Genomic DNA, 15,632 nt, shown 5'->3' on the forward strand with positions numbered 1-15,632 from the left:
CTAAGACATGGGACTCGAAGAAAAACTGCCGAGCGGATTCCTGCTGACCACCGTCGAGCAGGCCGCGGGCTGGGTGCGCAAGGCGTCCGTCTTCCCCGCCACGTTCGGACTCGCCTGCTGTGCCATCGAGATGATGACCACCGGCGCCGGCCGCTACGACCTGGCGCGCTTCGGCATGGAGGTCTTCCGCGGCTCACCCCGCCAGGCGGACCTGATGATCGTGGCGGGCCGGGTCAGCCAGAAGATGGCGCCGGTGCTGCGGCAGGTCTACGACCAGATGCCCAACCCCAAGTGGGTGATCTCCATGGGGGTCTGCGCCTCCTCGGGCGGCATGTTCAACAACTACGCCATCGTGCAGGGCGTCGACCACATCGTCCCGGTCGACATCTATCTGCCCGGCTGCCCGCCGCGGCCCGAGATGCTGATCGACGCGATCCTCAAGCTCCACCAGAAGATCCAGAGCTCCAAGCTCGGCGTGAACGCCGAGGAGGCGGCCCGCGAGGCGGAGGAGGCCGCGCTCAAGGCACTCCCCACGATCGAGATGAAGGGGCTGCTGCGATGAGCGACGCGAACGGCACCGGAGCGGACAGGCCGGCCGAGGGGGTCAACCCCGAGAAGGACCTCGCCGCCTCCAACCTCCCCGGCCAGCGCGGCGACGGCGGCGAGGAGATCCGCGTCCAGCGCGGCATGTTCGGCGCCGACAACGGCGGCGACACCTCCGGTTACGGCGGCCTGGTCCGCTCCGTCCGGCTCCCGGGCGCCTCGGCGCGGCCGTACGGCGGCTGGTTCGACGAGGTCGCCGACGAACTCGAAGGCGCCCTGGAGGAACAGGGGCTGGTCCCCGAGAACGTGATCGAGAAGACGGTCGTCGACCGCGACGAGCTGACGTTCCACGTCGAACGCGCGTACCTGCTCGGCGTCGCCCAGACCCTGCGCGACGACCCCGCCCTGCGCTTCGAACTCTGCACGGGCGTGAGCGGAGTCCACTACCCGCACGACAAGGGCCGCGAGCTGCACGCCGTCTACCACCTGCGCTCGATCACCCACAACAGGCTGATCCGCCTCGAAGTCAGCGCCCCGGACAACGACCCGCACGTCCCGTCCCTGGTCTCCGTCTATCCGACGAACGACTGGCACGAACGTGAGACGTACGACTTCTTCGGGATCGTCTTCGACGGCCACCCGGCCCTCACGCGGATCATGATGCCGGACGACTGGCCGGGCCACCCGCAGCGCAAGGACTATCCCCTCGGCGGCATCCCCGTCGAGTACAAGGGCGCCCAGATCCCGGCTCCGGACCAGCGGAGGTCGTACTCATGAGCACACAGCACGCAACTCCGCGCGAGACCACCGAGGGCACCGTCTACACGGTCACCGGCGGCGACTGGGACGAGGTCGTCCAGTCCGCGGCCCGTGCCGACGACGAGCGCATCATCGTCAACATGGGCCCGCAGCATCCGTCCACCCACGGTGTGCTCCGCCTCATCCTGGAGATCGACGGCGAGACGGTCACCGAGGCCCGCTGCGGCATCGGCTACCTGCACACCGGCATCGAGAAGAACCTCGAGTTCCGCACGTGGACGCAGGGCACGACCTTCGTGACGCGCATGGACTACCTGACGTCCTTCTTCAACGAGACCGCCTACTGTCTCGCCGTCGAGAAGCTCCTCGGCATCGAGGACCAGATTCCCGACCGCGCCACCCTCATCCGCGTGCTCCTCATGGAGCTCAACCGGCTGTCCTCGCACCTCGTGTGCATCGCCACCGGCGGTATGGAACTCGGCGCCACCACGATCATGATCTACGGATTCCGTGATCGTGAAATGATTCTCGACATCTACGAGCTCATCACGGGCCTGCGGATGAACCACGCGTACATCCGCCCCGGCGGACTCGCCCAGGACCTGCCGCCCGGCGCGGTGGACCACATCCGCGAGTTCGTGAAGAAGATGAGGAAGAACCTTCCCGAGTACGACAAGCTCGCCACCGGGAACCCCATCTTCAAGGCCCGTATGCAGGACGTCGGTTACCTCGACCTGGCCGGCTGCATGGCCCTCGGCGCCACCGGCCCGGTCCTGCGCTCCACCGGCCTCCCGCACGACCTGCGCAAGTCCCAGCCGTACTGCGGCTACGAGACGTTCGACTTCGACATCCCCACCGCCGACTCGTGCGACTCCTACGGCCGCTTCCTGATCCGCCTGGAGGAGATGCGCCAGTCGCTCAGGATCGTCGAGCAGTGCCTGGACCGGCTGCAGCCCGGCCCGGTCATGGTCACCGACAAGAAGATCGCCTGGCCCGCCCAGCTCGCCCTGGGACCGGACGGCCTGGGGAACTCCCTGGACCACATCAAGAAGATCATGGGCACCTCCATGGAGGCCCTGATCCACCACTTCAAGCTGGTGACCGAGGGTTTCCGCGTCCCGCCGGGACAGGCGTACACGGCCGTCGAGTCACCCAAGGGCGAACTCGGGGTGCACGCCGTTTCCGACGGAGGCACCCGCCCCTTCCGGGTCCACTTCCGGGACCCGTCCTTCACCAACCTGCAGGCGATGGCGGCGATGTGCGAGGGCGGCCAGGTCGCCGACGTCATCGTCGCGGTCGCGTCCATCGACCCCGTGATGGGAGGCGTCGACCGGTGACCACCACCCCCGAGGGCGTCAGCCTGGGCATGCCCCAACTGCCCGCGCCCGCTTACCCGGACGACGTTCGAGCCCGGCTCGAAGCGGACTCCCGCGAGGTCATCGCCCGCTACCCGGACTCCCGGTCCGCCCTCCTGCCGTTGCTGCATCTCGTGCAGTCGGAGGAGGGCCATGTCACGCGCACCGGGATGCGGTTCTGCGCGGACGTGCTCGGCCTGACAACGGCCGAGGTCACCGCGGTCGCCACCTTCTACTCCATGTACCGCCGGGGCCCCTCCGGCGACTACCAGGTGGGCGTCTGTACCAACACCCTGTGCGCGGTCCTGGGCGGCGACGCCATCTTCGAGACCCTCCAGGAGCACCTCGGCGTCGCCAACGGCGGTACCACCGAGGACGGCAAGGTCACCCTGGAGCACATCGAGTGCAACGCGGCCTGCGACTTCGCACCCGTCGTGATGGTCAACTGGGAGTTCTTCGACAACCAGACCCCGGCCAGCGCCAAGCGCCTCGTCGACGACCTGCGCGCGGGCGTGCAGGTCGAACCCACGCGCGGTGCCCCCCTGTGCACGTTCAAGGACACCGCCCGCATCCTGGCGGGCTTCCCCGACACCCGGGACGGGGCCGTCGAGGCGAGCGGCAGCTCCGGACCCGCCTCACTGATCGGGCTCCGGCTGGCCAAGGGCGAGAACCCCGCACGCGTGGTGCACCCCAGGGGCGGCTCCTCCAAGGCCACGCCGCCGCACGACCCGTCGCCCGCCGAACACCTCAGTTCGCACGACGCGCCGCAGGACACGGCGGCTTCCGACCCCTCCCACCCGGCGGGGCCCGTCACCGAGGAGGGGGAGTGATGACATTGGCACCCGAAATCAACGAGACCAGCCCCGAGAAGCTGCTCGCACCCGTGCTGTCGGCCTTCTGGGACGAGGACCGGTCCTGGACCCTCGACGTCTACCGGAGACACGAAGGGTACGAGGGACTTCGCAAGGCCCTCGCGATGACGCCGGACGACCTCATCGCGTACGTCAAGGAGTCCGGTCTGCGAGGCCGCGGCGGTGCGGGATTCCCCACGGGAATGAAATGGCAGTTCATTCCTCAGGGCGATGGAAAACCACACTATCTAGTTGTCAACGCCGACGAGTCGGAGCCGGGAACCTGTAAGGACATCCCGCTCCTCTTCGCGAACCCGCACAGCCTCATCGAGGGCATTGTGATCGCGTGTTATGCCATCAGGTCTTCGCATGCGTTCATCTATCTGCGCGGTGAAGTCGTGCCAGTGCTGCGGCGGTTGCACGAGGCCGTACGTGAGGCCTACGCGGCGGGCTACCTCGGCAAGGACGCGCTGGGCAGCGGACTCGACCTCGAACTCACCGTGCACGCGGGCGCGGGCGCGTACATCTGTGGTGAAGAGACCGCACTGCTCGACTCGCTCGAAGGCCGCCGGGGTCAACCGCGGCTCCGTCCCCCCTTTCCTGCTGTCGCAGGGCTCTATGCGTGCCCAACTGTTGTGAATAACGTCGAGTCGATCGCGTCGGTTCCCGCGATTCTGCAAAAGGGAAAAGAATGGTTCCGGTCGATGGGAAGCGAGAAGTCCCCGGGCTTCACGCTCTACTCGCTCAGTGGCCATGTCACCAGTCCGGGCCAGTACGAGGCCCCGCTCGGCATCACGCTCCGCCAACTCCTCGACATGAGCGGCGGGATGCGCTCCGGCCACCGGCTGAAGTTCTGGACACCGGGCGGCTCCTCGACACCGATGTTCACCGACGAACACCTCGACGTCCCTCTTGACTACGAAGGAGTGGGCGCCGCGGGTTCCATGCTCGGCACAAAAGCACTCCAGTGCTTCGACGAGACCACCTGCGTCGTCCGTGCGGTCACCCGCTGGACCGAGTTCTACGCCCACGAGTCCTGCGGCAAGTGCACGCCCTGCCGTGAAGGGACCTACTGGCTCGTGCAGTTGCTGCGCGACATCGAGGCCGGCAAGGGCGTCATGTCCGACCTCGACAAGCTGAACGACATCGCCGACAACATCAACGGCAAGTCCTTCTGCGCCCTCGGGGACGGCGCCGCCTCGCCGATCTTCTCCTCCCTCAAGTACTTCCGCGAGGAGTACGAGGACCACATCACGGGCCGGGGCTGCCCCTTCGACCCGGCCAAGTCCACGGCCTGGGCCGACCGCACGGAGGTGAACGCATGACGGTGACCACGAGCGCTCCCTCCGGAGGGGGCGACGCGGCGGTCCCGCCGGAAGATCTCGTCTCGCTGAAGATCGACGGCATCGACATCAGCGTGCCCAAGGGCACCCTGGTGATCCGCGCCGCCGAACAGCTCGGCATCGAGATCCCGCGCTTCTGCGACCACCCCCTCCTCGACCCGGCCGGCGCCTGTCGCCAGTGCATCGTCGAGGTCGAGGGCCAGCGCAAGCCCATGGCGTCCTGCACGATCACCTGTACGGACGGGATGGTCGTCAGGACTCATCTCACCTCGCCGGTGGCCGAAAAGGCCCAGCACGGTGTGATGGAGCTGCTGCTCATCAACCACCCGCTCGACTGCCCGGTCTGTGACAAGGGCGGCGAGTGCCCCCTGCAGAACCAGGCCATGTCGCACGGCCAGGCGGAATCCCGCTTCGAGGGCAAGAAGCGTACCTACGAGAAGCCCGTGCCGATCTCCACGCAGGTGCTGCTCGACCGCGAGCGGTGCGTGCTGTGCGCGCGCTGCACCCGCTTCTCCAACCAGATCGCGGGCGACCCGATGATCGAGCTGATCGAGCGCGGCGCGCTCCAGCAGGTCGGCACGGGTGAGGGCGACCCCTTCGAGTCGTACTTCTCCGGGAACACGATCCAGATCTGCCCGGTCGGCGCGCTGACCTCGGCGGCGTATCGCTTCCGCTCCCGCCCCTTCGACCTCGTCTCCTCGCCCTCGGTGTGCGAGCACTGCTCCGGTGGCTGCGCCACCCGCACCGACCACCGGCGCGGCAAGGTCATGCGGCGCCTGGCCGCACCCGACGCCGAGGTCAACGAGGACTGGATCTGCGACAAGGGGCGCTTCGGCTTCCGGTACGCGCAGAAGCCCGACCGGCTCCAGACACCCCTCGTCCGCAACGCCGACGGCGTCCTGGAGCCCGCCTCCTGGCCCGAGGCACTGGAAGCGGCGGCACAGGGACTCCTCGCGGCCCGCAGTCGTACAGGTGTTCTCACCGGCGGCCGGCTCACCGTCGAGGACGCCTACGCCTACAGCAAGTTCGCGCGCGTGGCCCTCGACACCAACGACATCGACTTCCGCGCGCGCGTGCACAGCGCCGAGGAGGCCGACTTCCTGGCCGCCCGGGTCGGCGGACGCGGACGTGACCTCGACGGTACGGGTGTCACGTACACCTCCCTGGAGAAGGCGCCCGCGGTCCTGCTGGTCGGGTTCGAGTCCGAGGAGGAGGCGCCCGGCGTCTTCCTGCGGCTGCGCAAGGCCTGGCGGGGACACGGGCAACAGGTCTTCTCGCTCGCCACGCACGCGACGCGCGGCCTGGAGAAGGCCGGCGGCACGCTGCTGCCCGCCGCCCCCGGCACCGAGACCGAGTGGCTTGACGCGCTCGGGAGCGGGTTCGGGCTGGAGGAGAGCGGGGTGACCGCCGCCGAGGCGCTGCGCACCGAGGGTGCGGTGATCGTCGTGGGAGAGCGGCTGGCCGCCGTGGCGGGCGGGCTCACCGCCGCCGTACGGGCGGCTTCCACCACCGGCGCACAGCTGGTGTGGATTCCGCGCCGGGCGGGGGAGCGCGGGGCCGTCGAGGCCGGCGCGCTGCCGTCGCTACTGCCGGGCGGGCGTCCGGCGACCGACCCGCGCGCGCGGGACGAGGTCGCCGTCGCCTGGGGCGTGGCCGAGCTTCCGCACCGCTTCGGCCGTGACACCGGCCAGATCGTCGAGGCCGCCGCCGGAGGCGAGTTGCAGGCCCTGGTGGTCGCCGGCGTCGAGGTCGCCGACCTGCCCGATCCCGCACGCGCGCGTGAAGCCCTTCGTGAGGTGGGCTTCCTGGTGTCGCTTGAACTGCGGCCCAGCGAGGTCACCGAGCACGCCGACGTCGTACTCCCGGTCGCCGCGGTCGCCGAGAAGGCGGGCACCTTCCTCAACTGGGAGGGCCGGGCCCGCCTCTTCGAGGCCGCGCTCAAGCCCGACCAGATGACCCGGCGTGTCGCGCCGTCCGACGCCCGCGTGCTCCAGATGCTGGCCGACGCCATGGACGTACACCTGGGGCTGCCGGATCTGCGGACCGCCCGGCTGGAACTGGACCGACTCGGGTCCTGGGACGGGACGCGGGCCAGCAACCCCCTGGAGATCGGCGCCCAGTTGCCGCGTCCGGCCGCCGGGGAAGCGGTCCTCGCCGGGCACCGGCTGCTGCTCGACCAGGGGCGTCTCCAGGAGGGCGACGACGCACTCGCCGGGACGCGGCATGCCGCACACGCGCGCGTGTCGGCCGCCACGGCCGCCGAAGCCGGCGTCAAGGAAGGCGACCTGCTCGCCGTGACCGGTGCCACCGGGACGGTCGAACTCCCCCTCAAGGTCACCGAGATGCCCGACCGCGTGGTCTGGCTGCCGCTGAACTCCACCGGAGGCGGCGTCGCCTCCGACACCGGGGCGCTGCCCGGCGCACTCGTCCGCATCGGTCCGGCGACCCTCGCCTCCGACGCTCCCAAGGAGGTGGAGGCATGAGCCCGTACCTCGCCGCTGAAGACCTCTCCATGTTCGGCACCGACCCGTGGTGGCTGGTCGTCGTCAAGGCGGTCTTCTGCTTCGCCTTCCTGATGATCACCGTGCTGTTCTCCATCGTGTGGGAACGCAAGGTCGTCGCCTGGATGCAGCTGCGCATCGGCCCCAACCGGCACGGCCCCTGGGGCATGCTCCAGTCCCTTGCCGACGGCGTGAAACTGATGCTCAAGGAAGACCTGATCGTCAAGCGCGCGGACAAGGTGGTCTACATCCTCGCGCCGGTCATCGCGGCCATCCCGGCCTTCATGGCGATCGCGGTCATCCCGTTCGGACCGGCCGGCAACGAGGTCTCGATCTTCGGCACCCGTACGACGATGCAGCTCACCGACCTGCCGATCGCGATGCTCTACGTCCTCGCGGTCGCCTCGGTCGGCATCTACGGCATCGTGCTCGCGGGCTGGAGTTCCGGATCCACCTACCCCCTGCTGGGCGGTCTGCGGTCCTGCGCGCAGATGATCTCGTACGAGATCGCCATGGGCGCCGCCTTCGCCTCGGTGTTCCTCTACTCCGGCTCGATGTCGACCTCGACCATCGTCGAACAGCAGCACGACCGCTGGTACATCGTCCTGCTGCCGGTCTCCTTCCTCATCTACATCGTGACGATGATCGGCGAGACCAACCGAGCCCCCTTCGACATGCCGGAGTCCGAGGGCGACCTGGTCGGCGGCTTCAACACCGAGTACTCGTCGATCAAGTTCGCGCTGTTCATGCTCGCCGAGTACGTCAACATGGTGACCGTCTCGGCCGTGTCGGTGACGCTCTTCCTGGGCGGCTGGCGGGCCCCCTACCCCGTCAGCACCTTCTGGGAGGGCGCCAACCACGGCTGGTGGCCGATGCTCTGGTTCGTCATCAAGGTGCAGCTGCTGCTGTTCTTCTTCATCTGGCTGCGCGGCACGCTCCCGCGTGTTCGCTACGACCAGTTGATGAAGCTCGGCTGGAAGGTCCTCATCCCGGTCTCGCTGGTCTGGCTGATGCTCGTCGCGACCGTACGGACCCTGCGCAACGAGAACTACGACTTCGCCGACATCGCCCTCTACGTCGGCGGCGGTGTCCTCGCCCTGCTGCTGCTCTCCTTCCTCGTCGACATCTTCCGCGACCGGGGCAGGGCGGAGCAGACGGCCGTCGCCGAGCCCGTCGCCTTCGATCCGATGGCGGGCGGATTCCCCGTACCGCCACTGCCGGGACAGGAGGCGCCGGCGGTGCCACGCAGGCGCCCGCGCCGGGAGCGCGAGTTGATTGTCAGTGGCGGGTCGGATACTCGCAGTGACGGATCTCTGGATGGAAAGGAGGCGTCCGATGGCTGAGGAGCCAAAGGAGACAGGGCAGACCAAGCCCGGTTTCCAGAACCCCGTGGCCGGCTTCGGTGTGACCTTCAAGGCCATGTTCAAGAAGCGGCTGACCGAGCAGTACCCCGAGCAGGAGAAGACCACCGCTCCCCGGTTCCACGGACGGCACCAGCTCAACCGCCATCCGGACGGCCTGGAGAAGTGCGTCGGCTGCGAACTGTGCGCCTGGGCCTGCCCCGCGGACGCCATCTATGTGGAGGGCGCCGACAACACCGACGAGGAGCGCTACTCGCCGGGTGAGCGGTACGGCGCGGTCTACCAGATCAACTACGCCCGCTGCATTCTGTGCGGGCTGTGCATCGAGGCGTGTCCCACGCGCGCGTTGACGATGACGAACGAGTTCGAGCTGGCCGACACCAGCCGCGCCAACCTCATCTACACCAAGGAACAACTCCTCGCCGGACTCGACGAGGGCATGGTCGAATCGCCCCACTCGATCTTCCCGGGCACCGACGAACAGGACTACTACCGGGGGCTGGTCACCGAGGCCGCACCCGGCACGGTGCGTCAGGTCGCGGTCTCCAGGGGCGAGAAGCCCGAGGAAGAGGGGGTGGGGGCATGAGCGCGCAGCTCGCCGCCGCAGCCACTCTTTCCGCCGGCACCTCCACGGGTGAGGCGTTCCAGTTCTGGGTGCTCGGCAGCGTCGCCGTGGCCGGCGCCCTGTGCACCGTCTTCATGAGGCGGGCCGTGCACAGCGCGCTCTGCCTCGCCGGAACCATGATCATCCTGGCGGTGTTCTACCTGGCCAACGGCGCCTACTTCCTGGGCGTCGTCCAGATCGTCGTCTACACCGGCGCGATCATGATGCTGTTCCTCTTCGTGGTCATGCTCGTCGGTGTCACCGCCGCGGACTCCCTCAAGGAGACCATCAAGGGCCAGCGCTGGCTGGCCCTGCTGTGCGGGCTCGGCTTCGGCGTCCTCCTGGTCGCGGGCATCGGAAACGCCTCGCTCAAGGAGTTCGCCGGCCTCGGCCAGGCCAACGCGAACGGCAACGTGGAGGGCCTGGCCGCCCTCATCTTCACGAAGTACGTGTTCGCCTTCGAGATCACCGGCGCCCTGCTGATCACGGCCGCTGTCGGCGCCATGGTGCTCACGCACCGCGAGCGCACCGAACGCGCCAAGACCCAGCGCGAGATGTCGGAAGAGCGCGTGCGGGGCAAGCACCTGCCACCGCTGCCCGCTCCCGGTGTGTACGCCAGGCACAACGCGGTGGACGTCGCGGGCCTGCTGCCCGACGGCACCCCGGCGGAGTTGTCGGTCATGCAGACGCTGCGTCAGCGCGGCCAGATCCGTGATGTGTCCGCCGAGGCCATCAACGACCTCAGGGCCCTGGAACAGCGCGCCGAGGACCGTCTGGAGCGCACCAACATCGGCTCGAACGGTCGCTCGGACAGTGGGGAGGCGTCGAAGTGAACCCGGTCAACTACCTCTATCTCGCCGTCCTCCTGTTCACGATCGGCGCCACCGGCGTCCTGATCAGGCGCAACGCGATCGTCGTCTTCATGTGCGTCGAGCTGATGCTGAACGCCTGCAACCTCGCGTTCGTCACGTTCTCCCGGATGCACGGCAATCTCGACGGCCAGGTCATCGCCTTCTTCACGATGGTCGTCGCCGCCGCGGAGGTCGTCGTCGGGCTCGCGATCATCGTGTCCCTGTTCCGTTCCCGCCACTCGGCCTCGGTCGACGACGCCAGCCTGATGAAGCTGTAAGGGGTCGCTGAATCGTGGAGAATCTGATTGCGCTGCTGGTGGCGGCGCCTCTGCTCGGAGCGGCCGTACTGCTGTGCGGTGGCCGGCGGCTGGACGCCGTCGGCCACTGGATCGGCACGGTCCTCGCCGCCTGCTCCTTCGTGATCGGCGTGGTCCTCTTCGTCGACATGCTGGGCAAGGACGCCGAGCACCGCGCTCTGATGCAGCACCTGTTCAGCTGGGTCCCCGTCGAGGGCTTCCAGGCCGACGTCGCCTTCCAGCTCGACCAGCTGTCGATGACGTTCGTCCTGCTGATCACCGGCGTCGGCTCGCTGATCCACGTGTACTCGATCGGGTACATGGAGCACGACGAGCGCCGCCGCCGCTTCTTCGGCTACCTGAACCTGTTCCTCGCGGCGATGCTGCTGCTCGTCCTCGCCGACAACTACCTGCTGCTGTACGTCGGCTGGGAGGGCGTCGGCCTCGCCTCGTTCCTCCTGATCGGCTTCTGGCAGCACAAGCCCAGTGCCGCGACCGCCGCGAAGAAGGCCTTCCTGGTCAACCGCGTCGGCGACATGGGCCTGTCGATCGCCATCATGCTGATGTTCACCACCTTCGGGACCTTCGCCTTCGGGCCGGTCCTCGAAGCAACCGGTGAGACGGGTGAGGGCAAACTCACCGCCATCGCCCTGATGCTCCTGCTCGCGGCCTGCGGCAAGTCCGCCCAGGTGCCGCTGCAGTCCTGGCTCGGGGACGCGATGGAGGGCCCGACCCCGGTCTCGGCCCTCATCCACGCGGCGACGATGGTGACCGCGGGTGTCTACCTGATCGTCCGGTCCGGAGAGATCTTCAACGCGGCGCCCGACGCCCAGTTGGTGGTCACCGTGGTCGGCGCCGTCACGCTCCTCTTCGGTGCGATCGTCGGTTGCGCGAAGGACGACATCAAGAAGGCGCTGGCCGGCTCGACCATGTCGCAGATCGGCTACATGATCCTCGCGTCCGGCCTCGGCCCCATCGGCTACGTCTTCGCGATCATGCACCTGGTGACCCACGGCTTCTTCAAGGCCGGACTGTTCCTCGGCGCCGGCTCGGTCATGCACGGCATGAACGACGAGGTCGACATGAGGAAGTACGGCGGCCTCCGCAAGCACATGCCCGTCACCTTCGTGACCTTCGGCCTCGGCTACCTCGCCATCATCGGCTTCCCGGGTCTGTCCGGCTTCTTCTCCAAGGACAAGATCATCGAGGCCGCGTTCGCCAAGGGCGGCACCGAGGGCTGGATCCTCGGCGGCGTGGCCCTGCTCGGCGCGGCCATCACCGCGTACTACATGACGCGCGTGATGCTGCTGACGTTCTTCGGTGAGAAGCGCTGGCAGCCCGACGAGAACGGCAACGAACCGCACCCGCACGAGTCCCCGAAGTCCATGACGATCCCCATGATCGTGCTCGCCTTCGGCTCGGTCTTCGCGGGCGGGATCTTCGGCATCGGTGACCGCTTCCTGCACTGGCTGGAGCCCGTCACCGAGCACGCGCACGGGAACCCGCCGGTCAGCGCCCTCACGGTCACGCTGTCCACGATGGTCGTGCTCGTCATCGGCGTCGGCACCGCGTACGCCCAGTACGGGCGCCGTCCGGTCCCGGTGGTCGCCCCGCGCGGGTCGCTGCTCACCCGGGCCGCCCGGCGCGACCTCCTCCAGGACGACTTCAACCACGTCGTCCTCGTACGCGGCGGAGAGCACCTCACCCGCTCCCTGGTGTACGTCGACCACACCCTGGTCGACGGGGTCGTCAACGGTACGGCGGCCTCCATGGGCGGCCTCTCCGGACGGCTCCGCAAGCTGCAGAACGGCTACGCGCGCTCGTACGCGGTCTCGATGTTCGGGGGTGCGGCGATCCTCATCGCCGCGACCCTGCTGATGAGGGCGGTCTGATACCGATGTCCTTTCCCCTCCTGACAGCGACGGCGGCGCTCCCGGCCCTCGGGGCGATCGCCACGGCGGCCGTACCGGCCGCACGGCGCACCGCCGCCAAGTGGCTGGCGCTGGTCGTCTCGCTCGCCACGCTGGCGCTCGCGGCGGTCGTCCTGGTGCGCTTCGACCCGGGCGGCGACCGCTACCAGCTCACCGAGTCCCGCGCCTGGATCAAGGACTTCGGGGTGCGGTACGAGCTGGGCGTGGACGGCATCGCCGTGGCGCTCATCGCGCTGACCGCACTGCTGATCCCGTTCGTGATCCTGGCCGGCTGGCACGACGCCGACCCCCTGGAGACCGGGAACACTCGGTGGCGGCCCACCCAGGGCTTCTTCGCGCTGATCCTGGCCGTCGAGGCGATGGTGATCATCTCCTTCGAGGCCACCGACGTCTTCCTCTTCTACATCTTCTTCGAAGCCATGCTCATCCCGATGTACTTCCTCATCGGCGGCTTCGGGGACCGTGCCCACGAGCACGGCGAGGAGACGGCGTCCACCCAACGCTCGTACGCGGCAGTGAAGTTCCTCCTCTACAACCTCGTCGGCGGCCTGATCATGCTGGCGGCCGTGATCGGCCTCTACGTGGTGGCCGGGAACTTCTCGCTCACGGAGATCGCCGCCGCGCGGGCCAACGGCTCGCTGCACATGGCGACGAACACCGAACGCTGGCTGTTCCTGGGCTTCTTCTTCGCCTTCGCGGTGAAGGCGCCCCTGTGGCCGCTGCACACCTGGCTGCCCAACGCCATGGGGGAGGCCACCACGCCGGTCGCCGTGCTGATCACGGCGGTCGTCGACAAGGTGGGCACCTTCGCGATGCTCCGCTTCTGCCTCCAGCTGTTCCCGGAGGCGTCGAAGTGGGCGACGCCCGTCATCCTCGTACTGGCGCTGATCAGCATCATCTACGGGGCGCTGCTCGCGGTCGGGCAGCGGGACATCAAGCGGCTGGTCGCGTACGCGTCGATCTCGCACTTCGGGTTCATCATCCTGGGCATCTTCGCGATGACCAGCCAGGGCCAGTCGGGCGCGACGCTGTACATGGTCAACCACGGGATCTCCACAGCCGCGTTGATGCTGGTGGCCGGGTTCCTGATCTCGCGGCGCGGCTCGCGGCTCATCGCCGACTACGGAGGCGTCCAGAAGGTCGCCCCGGTGCTCGCCGGCACGTTCCTGATCGGTGGGCTCGCGACCCTGTCGCTCCCGGGCCTCGCGCCCTTCGTGAGCGAGTTCCTGGTCCTGGTGGGCACGTTCGCGCGCTACCCGGTGGTCGGCATCATCGCCACCTTCGGCATCGTCCTCGCCGCGCTCTACACCCTCGTCCTCTACCAGCGGACGATGACGGGCCCGGTGAAGGCGGAGGTCGCCGAGATGCCGGACCTCAGGCTGCGTGAACTCGTGGTGGTGACACCCCTGATCGTGCTGCTGATCTTCCTGGGCGTCTATCCGAAGCCCTTGACGGACATCGTCAACCCGGCGGTCAAGCAGACCATGTCCGACGTCCAGAAGAAGGACCCCCAGCCCGAGGTGGAGGCGGCCAAGTGAGCGCAGCAGCCGTCCACAGCCTGTGGACAACGGCGGCCGATCCGATTTCCAAGATCGACGCGCCGAAGATCGAATACGGGCAGTTGTCGCCCACCCTGATCGTCATCGGTGCGGCGATCGTCGGGATCCTGGTCGAGGCGTTCGTGCCCCGCAAATCCCGCTACTACGTACAGCTGTTCGTGTCCGTTGTCGCCCTCGCCGCCGCGTTCGCCGCGGTCGTGGGGCTCGCGACAAGCGGGTACGGCACCACCAAAGCCGGCATCGCGGCCATGGGCGCGATCGCCGTCGACGGGCCCGCACTGTTCCTGCAGGGCACGATCCTGCTCGCGGGACTCGTCGGACTGTTCACCTTCGCCGAACGGCGCCTCGACCCCGAGGCCCACGGCAACCGCGTCGACTCGTTCGCCGCACAGGCCGCGTCCGTGCCGGGCAGTGACAGCGAACAGGCCGCGGTGAAGGCCGGGTTCACCACCACCGAGGTGTTCCCGCTGCTGCTGTTCGCGATCGGCGGCATGCTGGTCTTCCCCTCGGCCAACGACCTGCTGACCCTGTTCGTGGCCCTGGAAGTCTTCTCGCTCCCGCTGTACCTGCTGTGCGCCCTGGCCCGCCGCAAGCGGCTCATGTCACAGGAGGCCGCGGTCAAGTACTTCCTGCTCGGCGCCTTCGCCTCCGCGTTCACCCTGTTCGGCATCGCCCTGCTGTACGGCTACGCGGGCTCGGTGTCGTACGGGACGATCGCCCAGGTCGTCGACGGCACCATCAAGAACGTCGACCCGGCGCTCGCCGACACCATGGGCAACGACGTGCTGCTGCTCATCGGCGCCGCGATGATCGTCATGGGCCTGCTCTTCAAGGTCGGCGCCGTGCCGTTCCACATGTGGACGCCGGACGTGTACCAGGGCGCGCCCACCCCGGTGACGGGCTTCATGGCGGCGGCGACGAAAGTGGCGGCGTTCGGCGCGCTGCTGCGACTGCTGTACGTCGTGCTGCCGGGCCTGCGCTGGGACTGGCGGCCGGTCATGATGGGCGTCGCGGTCGTCACCATGCTGGGCGGCGCGGTCGTCGCGATCACCCAGACCGACATCAAGCGACTGCTGGCGTACTCGTCCATCGCGCACGCCGGGTTCATCCTCGCGGGTGTCATCGCGATGACACCCGACGGGGTCTCGTCCGTCCTGTTCTATCTGGGCGCGTACTCGTTCGTGACGATCGGGGCGTTCGCGGTGGTCACCCTGGTGCGGGACGCCGGGGGCGAGGCGACCCACTTGTCCAAGTGGGCGGGGCTGGGACGCCGTTCGCCGCTGGTGGCCGCCGTGTTCGCGGTGTTCCTTCTGGCCTTCGCCGGCATTCCGCTGACCTCCGGTTTCGCCGGGAAGTTCGCCGTGTTCAAGGCGGCGGCCGAGGGTGGCGCGGGGGCGCTGGTCGTGGTCGGTGTGATCTCGTCCGCGATCGCCGCGTTCTTCTACATCCGGGTGATCGTGCTGATGTTCTTCAGCGAGCCCCGGCCCGACGGACCCACCGTCGCCGTGCCCTCGCCGTTGACCATGACGGCGATCGGGGTGGGGGTGGCGGTCACCGTGGTGCTGGGTGTGGCGCCGCAGTACTTCCTCGACCTGGCGAACCAGGCGGGCGTCTTCGTGCGCTGAGCAGCGGGTTTCACGCACTGCGCCGGGCCCCGGTCCCCTTTTGGGACCGGGGC

At 68.4% G+C, this 15,632-nt stretch carries 13 protein-coding genes; all 13 read left to right on the forward strand.

Annotated elements, in window-relative coordinates; genetic code table 11:
• The first annotated feature begins 7 nt into the window (after positions 1-7).
• The 13 genes from ACW4TU_RS27315 to nuoN are packed head-to-tail and all read left to right on the forward strand — an operon-like array spanning position 8 to position 15,579.
• Entirely contained in the window at positions 8-562 is a 555-nt protein-coding gene (locus tag ACW4TU_RS27315) for a NuoB/complex I 20 kDa subunit family protein (protein WP_006382209.1), read from the forward strand.
• Entirely contained in the window at positions 559-1,320 is a 762-nt protein-coding gene (locus tag ACW4TU_RS27320) for an NADH-quinone oxidoreductase subunit C (protein ID WP_457417413.1), read from the forward strand. Before ACW4TU_RS27315 ends, ACW4TU_RS27320 begins: the two co-directional genes overlap by 4 nt.
• On the forward strand, positions 1,317-2,639 hold the full coding sequence (locus tag ACW4TU_RS27325) for an NADH-quinone oxidoreductase subunit D (protein ID WP_457417414.1): 1,323 nt from the start codon (positions 1,317-1,319) through the stop codon (positions 2,637-2,639). The genes ACW4TU_RS27320 and ACW4TU_RS27325 overlap by 4 nt, the downstream gene beginning before the upstream one ends.
• Before the next feature lie 29 nt (positions 2,640-2,668).
• Complete coding sequence (gene nuoE / locus ACW4TU_RS27330) at positions 2,669-3,487, forward strand: NADH-quinone oxidoreductase subunit NuoE (RefSeq protein ID WP_457430329.1); 819 nt, start codon at positions 2,669-2,671, stop codon at positions 3,485-3,487.
• Positions 3,484-4,833 (forward strand): NADH-quinone oxidoreductase subunit NuoF, encoded by a 1,350-nt coding sequence (gene nuoF, locus ACW4TU_RS27335; protein WP_457417415.1) that lies wholly within the window; start codon positions 3,484-3,486, stop codon positions 4,831-4,833. The genes nuoE and nuoF overlap by 4 nt, the downstream gene beginning before the upstream one ends.
• The gene (locus tag ACW4TU_RS27340; RefSeq protein ID WP_457417416.1) at positions 4,830-7,334 is read left to right on the forward strand and encodes an NADH-quinone oxidoreductase subunit G; all 2,505 of its coding nucleotides are present in this window, start codon (positions 4,830-4,832) and stop codon (positions 7,332-7,334) included. The genes nuoF and ACW4TU_RS27340 overlap by 4 nt, the downstream gene beginning before the upstream one ends.
• Positions 7,331-8,695: an NADH-quinone oxidoreductase subunit NuoH gene (nuoH, locus tag ACW4TU_RS27345; protein ID WP_457417417.1), complete on the forward strand. Its 1,365-nt coding sequence runs from the start codon at positions 7,331-7,333 to the stop codon at positions 8,693-8,695. Before ACW4TU_RS27340 ends, nuoH begins: the two co-directional genes overlap by 4 nt.
• The gene (nuoI, locus tag ACW4TU_RS27350; protein ID WP_457417418.1) at positions 8,688-9,299 is read left to right on the forward strand and encodes an NADH-quinone oxidoreductase subunit NuoI; all 612 of its coding nucleotides are present in this window, start codon (positions 8,688-8,690) and stop codon (positions 9,297-9,299) included. The genes nuoH and nuoI overlap by 8 nt, the downstream gene beginning before the upstream one ends.
• A complete protein-coding gene (locus ACW4TU_RS27355) occupies positions 9,296-10,150 on the forward strand; it encodes an NADH-quinone oxidoreductase subunit J (protein WP_457417419.1) in 855 nt (284 codons plus the stop codon). The genes nuoI and ACW4TU_RS27355 overlap by 4 nt, the downstream gene beginning before the upstream one ends.
• Complete coding sequence (gene nuoK, locus ACW4TU_RS27360) at positions 10,147-10,446, forward strand: NADH-quinone oxidoreductase subunit NuoK (RefSeq protein WP_319289730.1); 300 nt, start codon at positions 10,147-10,149, stop codon at positions 10,444-10,446. Before ACW4TU_RS27355 ends, nuoK begins: the two co-directional genes overlap by 4 nt.
• A 14-nt stretch (positions 10,447-10,460) precedes the next feature.
• The gene (gene nuoL / locus ACW4TU_RS27365; RefSeq protein ID WP_457417420.1) at positions 10,461-12,356 is read left to right on the forward strand and encodes an NADH-quinone oxidoreductase subunit L; all 1,896 of its coding nucleotides are present in this window, start codon (positions 10,461-10,463) and stop codon (positions 12,354-12,356) included.
• 5 nt (positions 12,357-12,361) lie between these two features.
• The gene (locus tag ACW4TU_RS27370; RefSeq protein ID WP_457417421.1) at positions 12,362-13,933 is read left to right on the forward strand and encodes an NADH-quinone oxidoreductase subunit M; all 1,572 of its coding nucleotides are present in this window, start codon (positions 12,362-12,364) and stop codon (positions 13,931-13,933) included.
• Positions 13,930-15,579 carry an NADH-quinone oxidoreductase subunit NuoN gene (gene nuoN, locus ACW4TU_RS27375; RefSeq protein ID WP_457417422.1) on the forward strand — a complete coding sequence of 550 codons (1,650 nt, stop codon included), beginning with the start codon at positions 13,930-13,932 and terminating at the stop codon, positions 15,577-15,579. Before ACW4TU_RS27370 ends, nuoN begins: the two co-directional genes overlap by 4 nt.
• Positions 15,580-15,632 lie beyond the last annotated feature (53 nt).

Source organism: Streptomyces kryoterrae, from assembly GCF_054072135.1.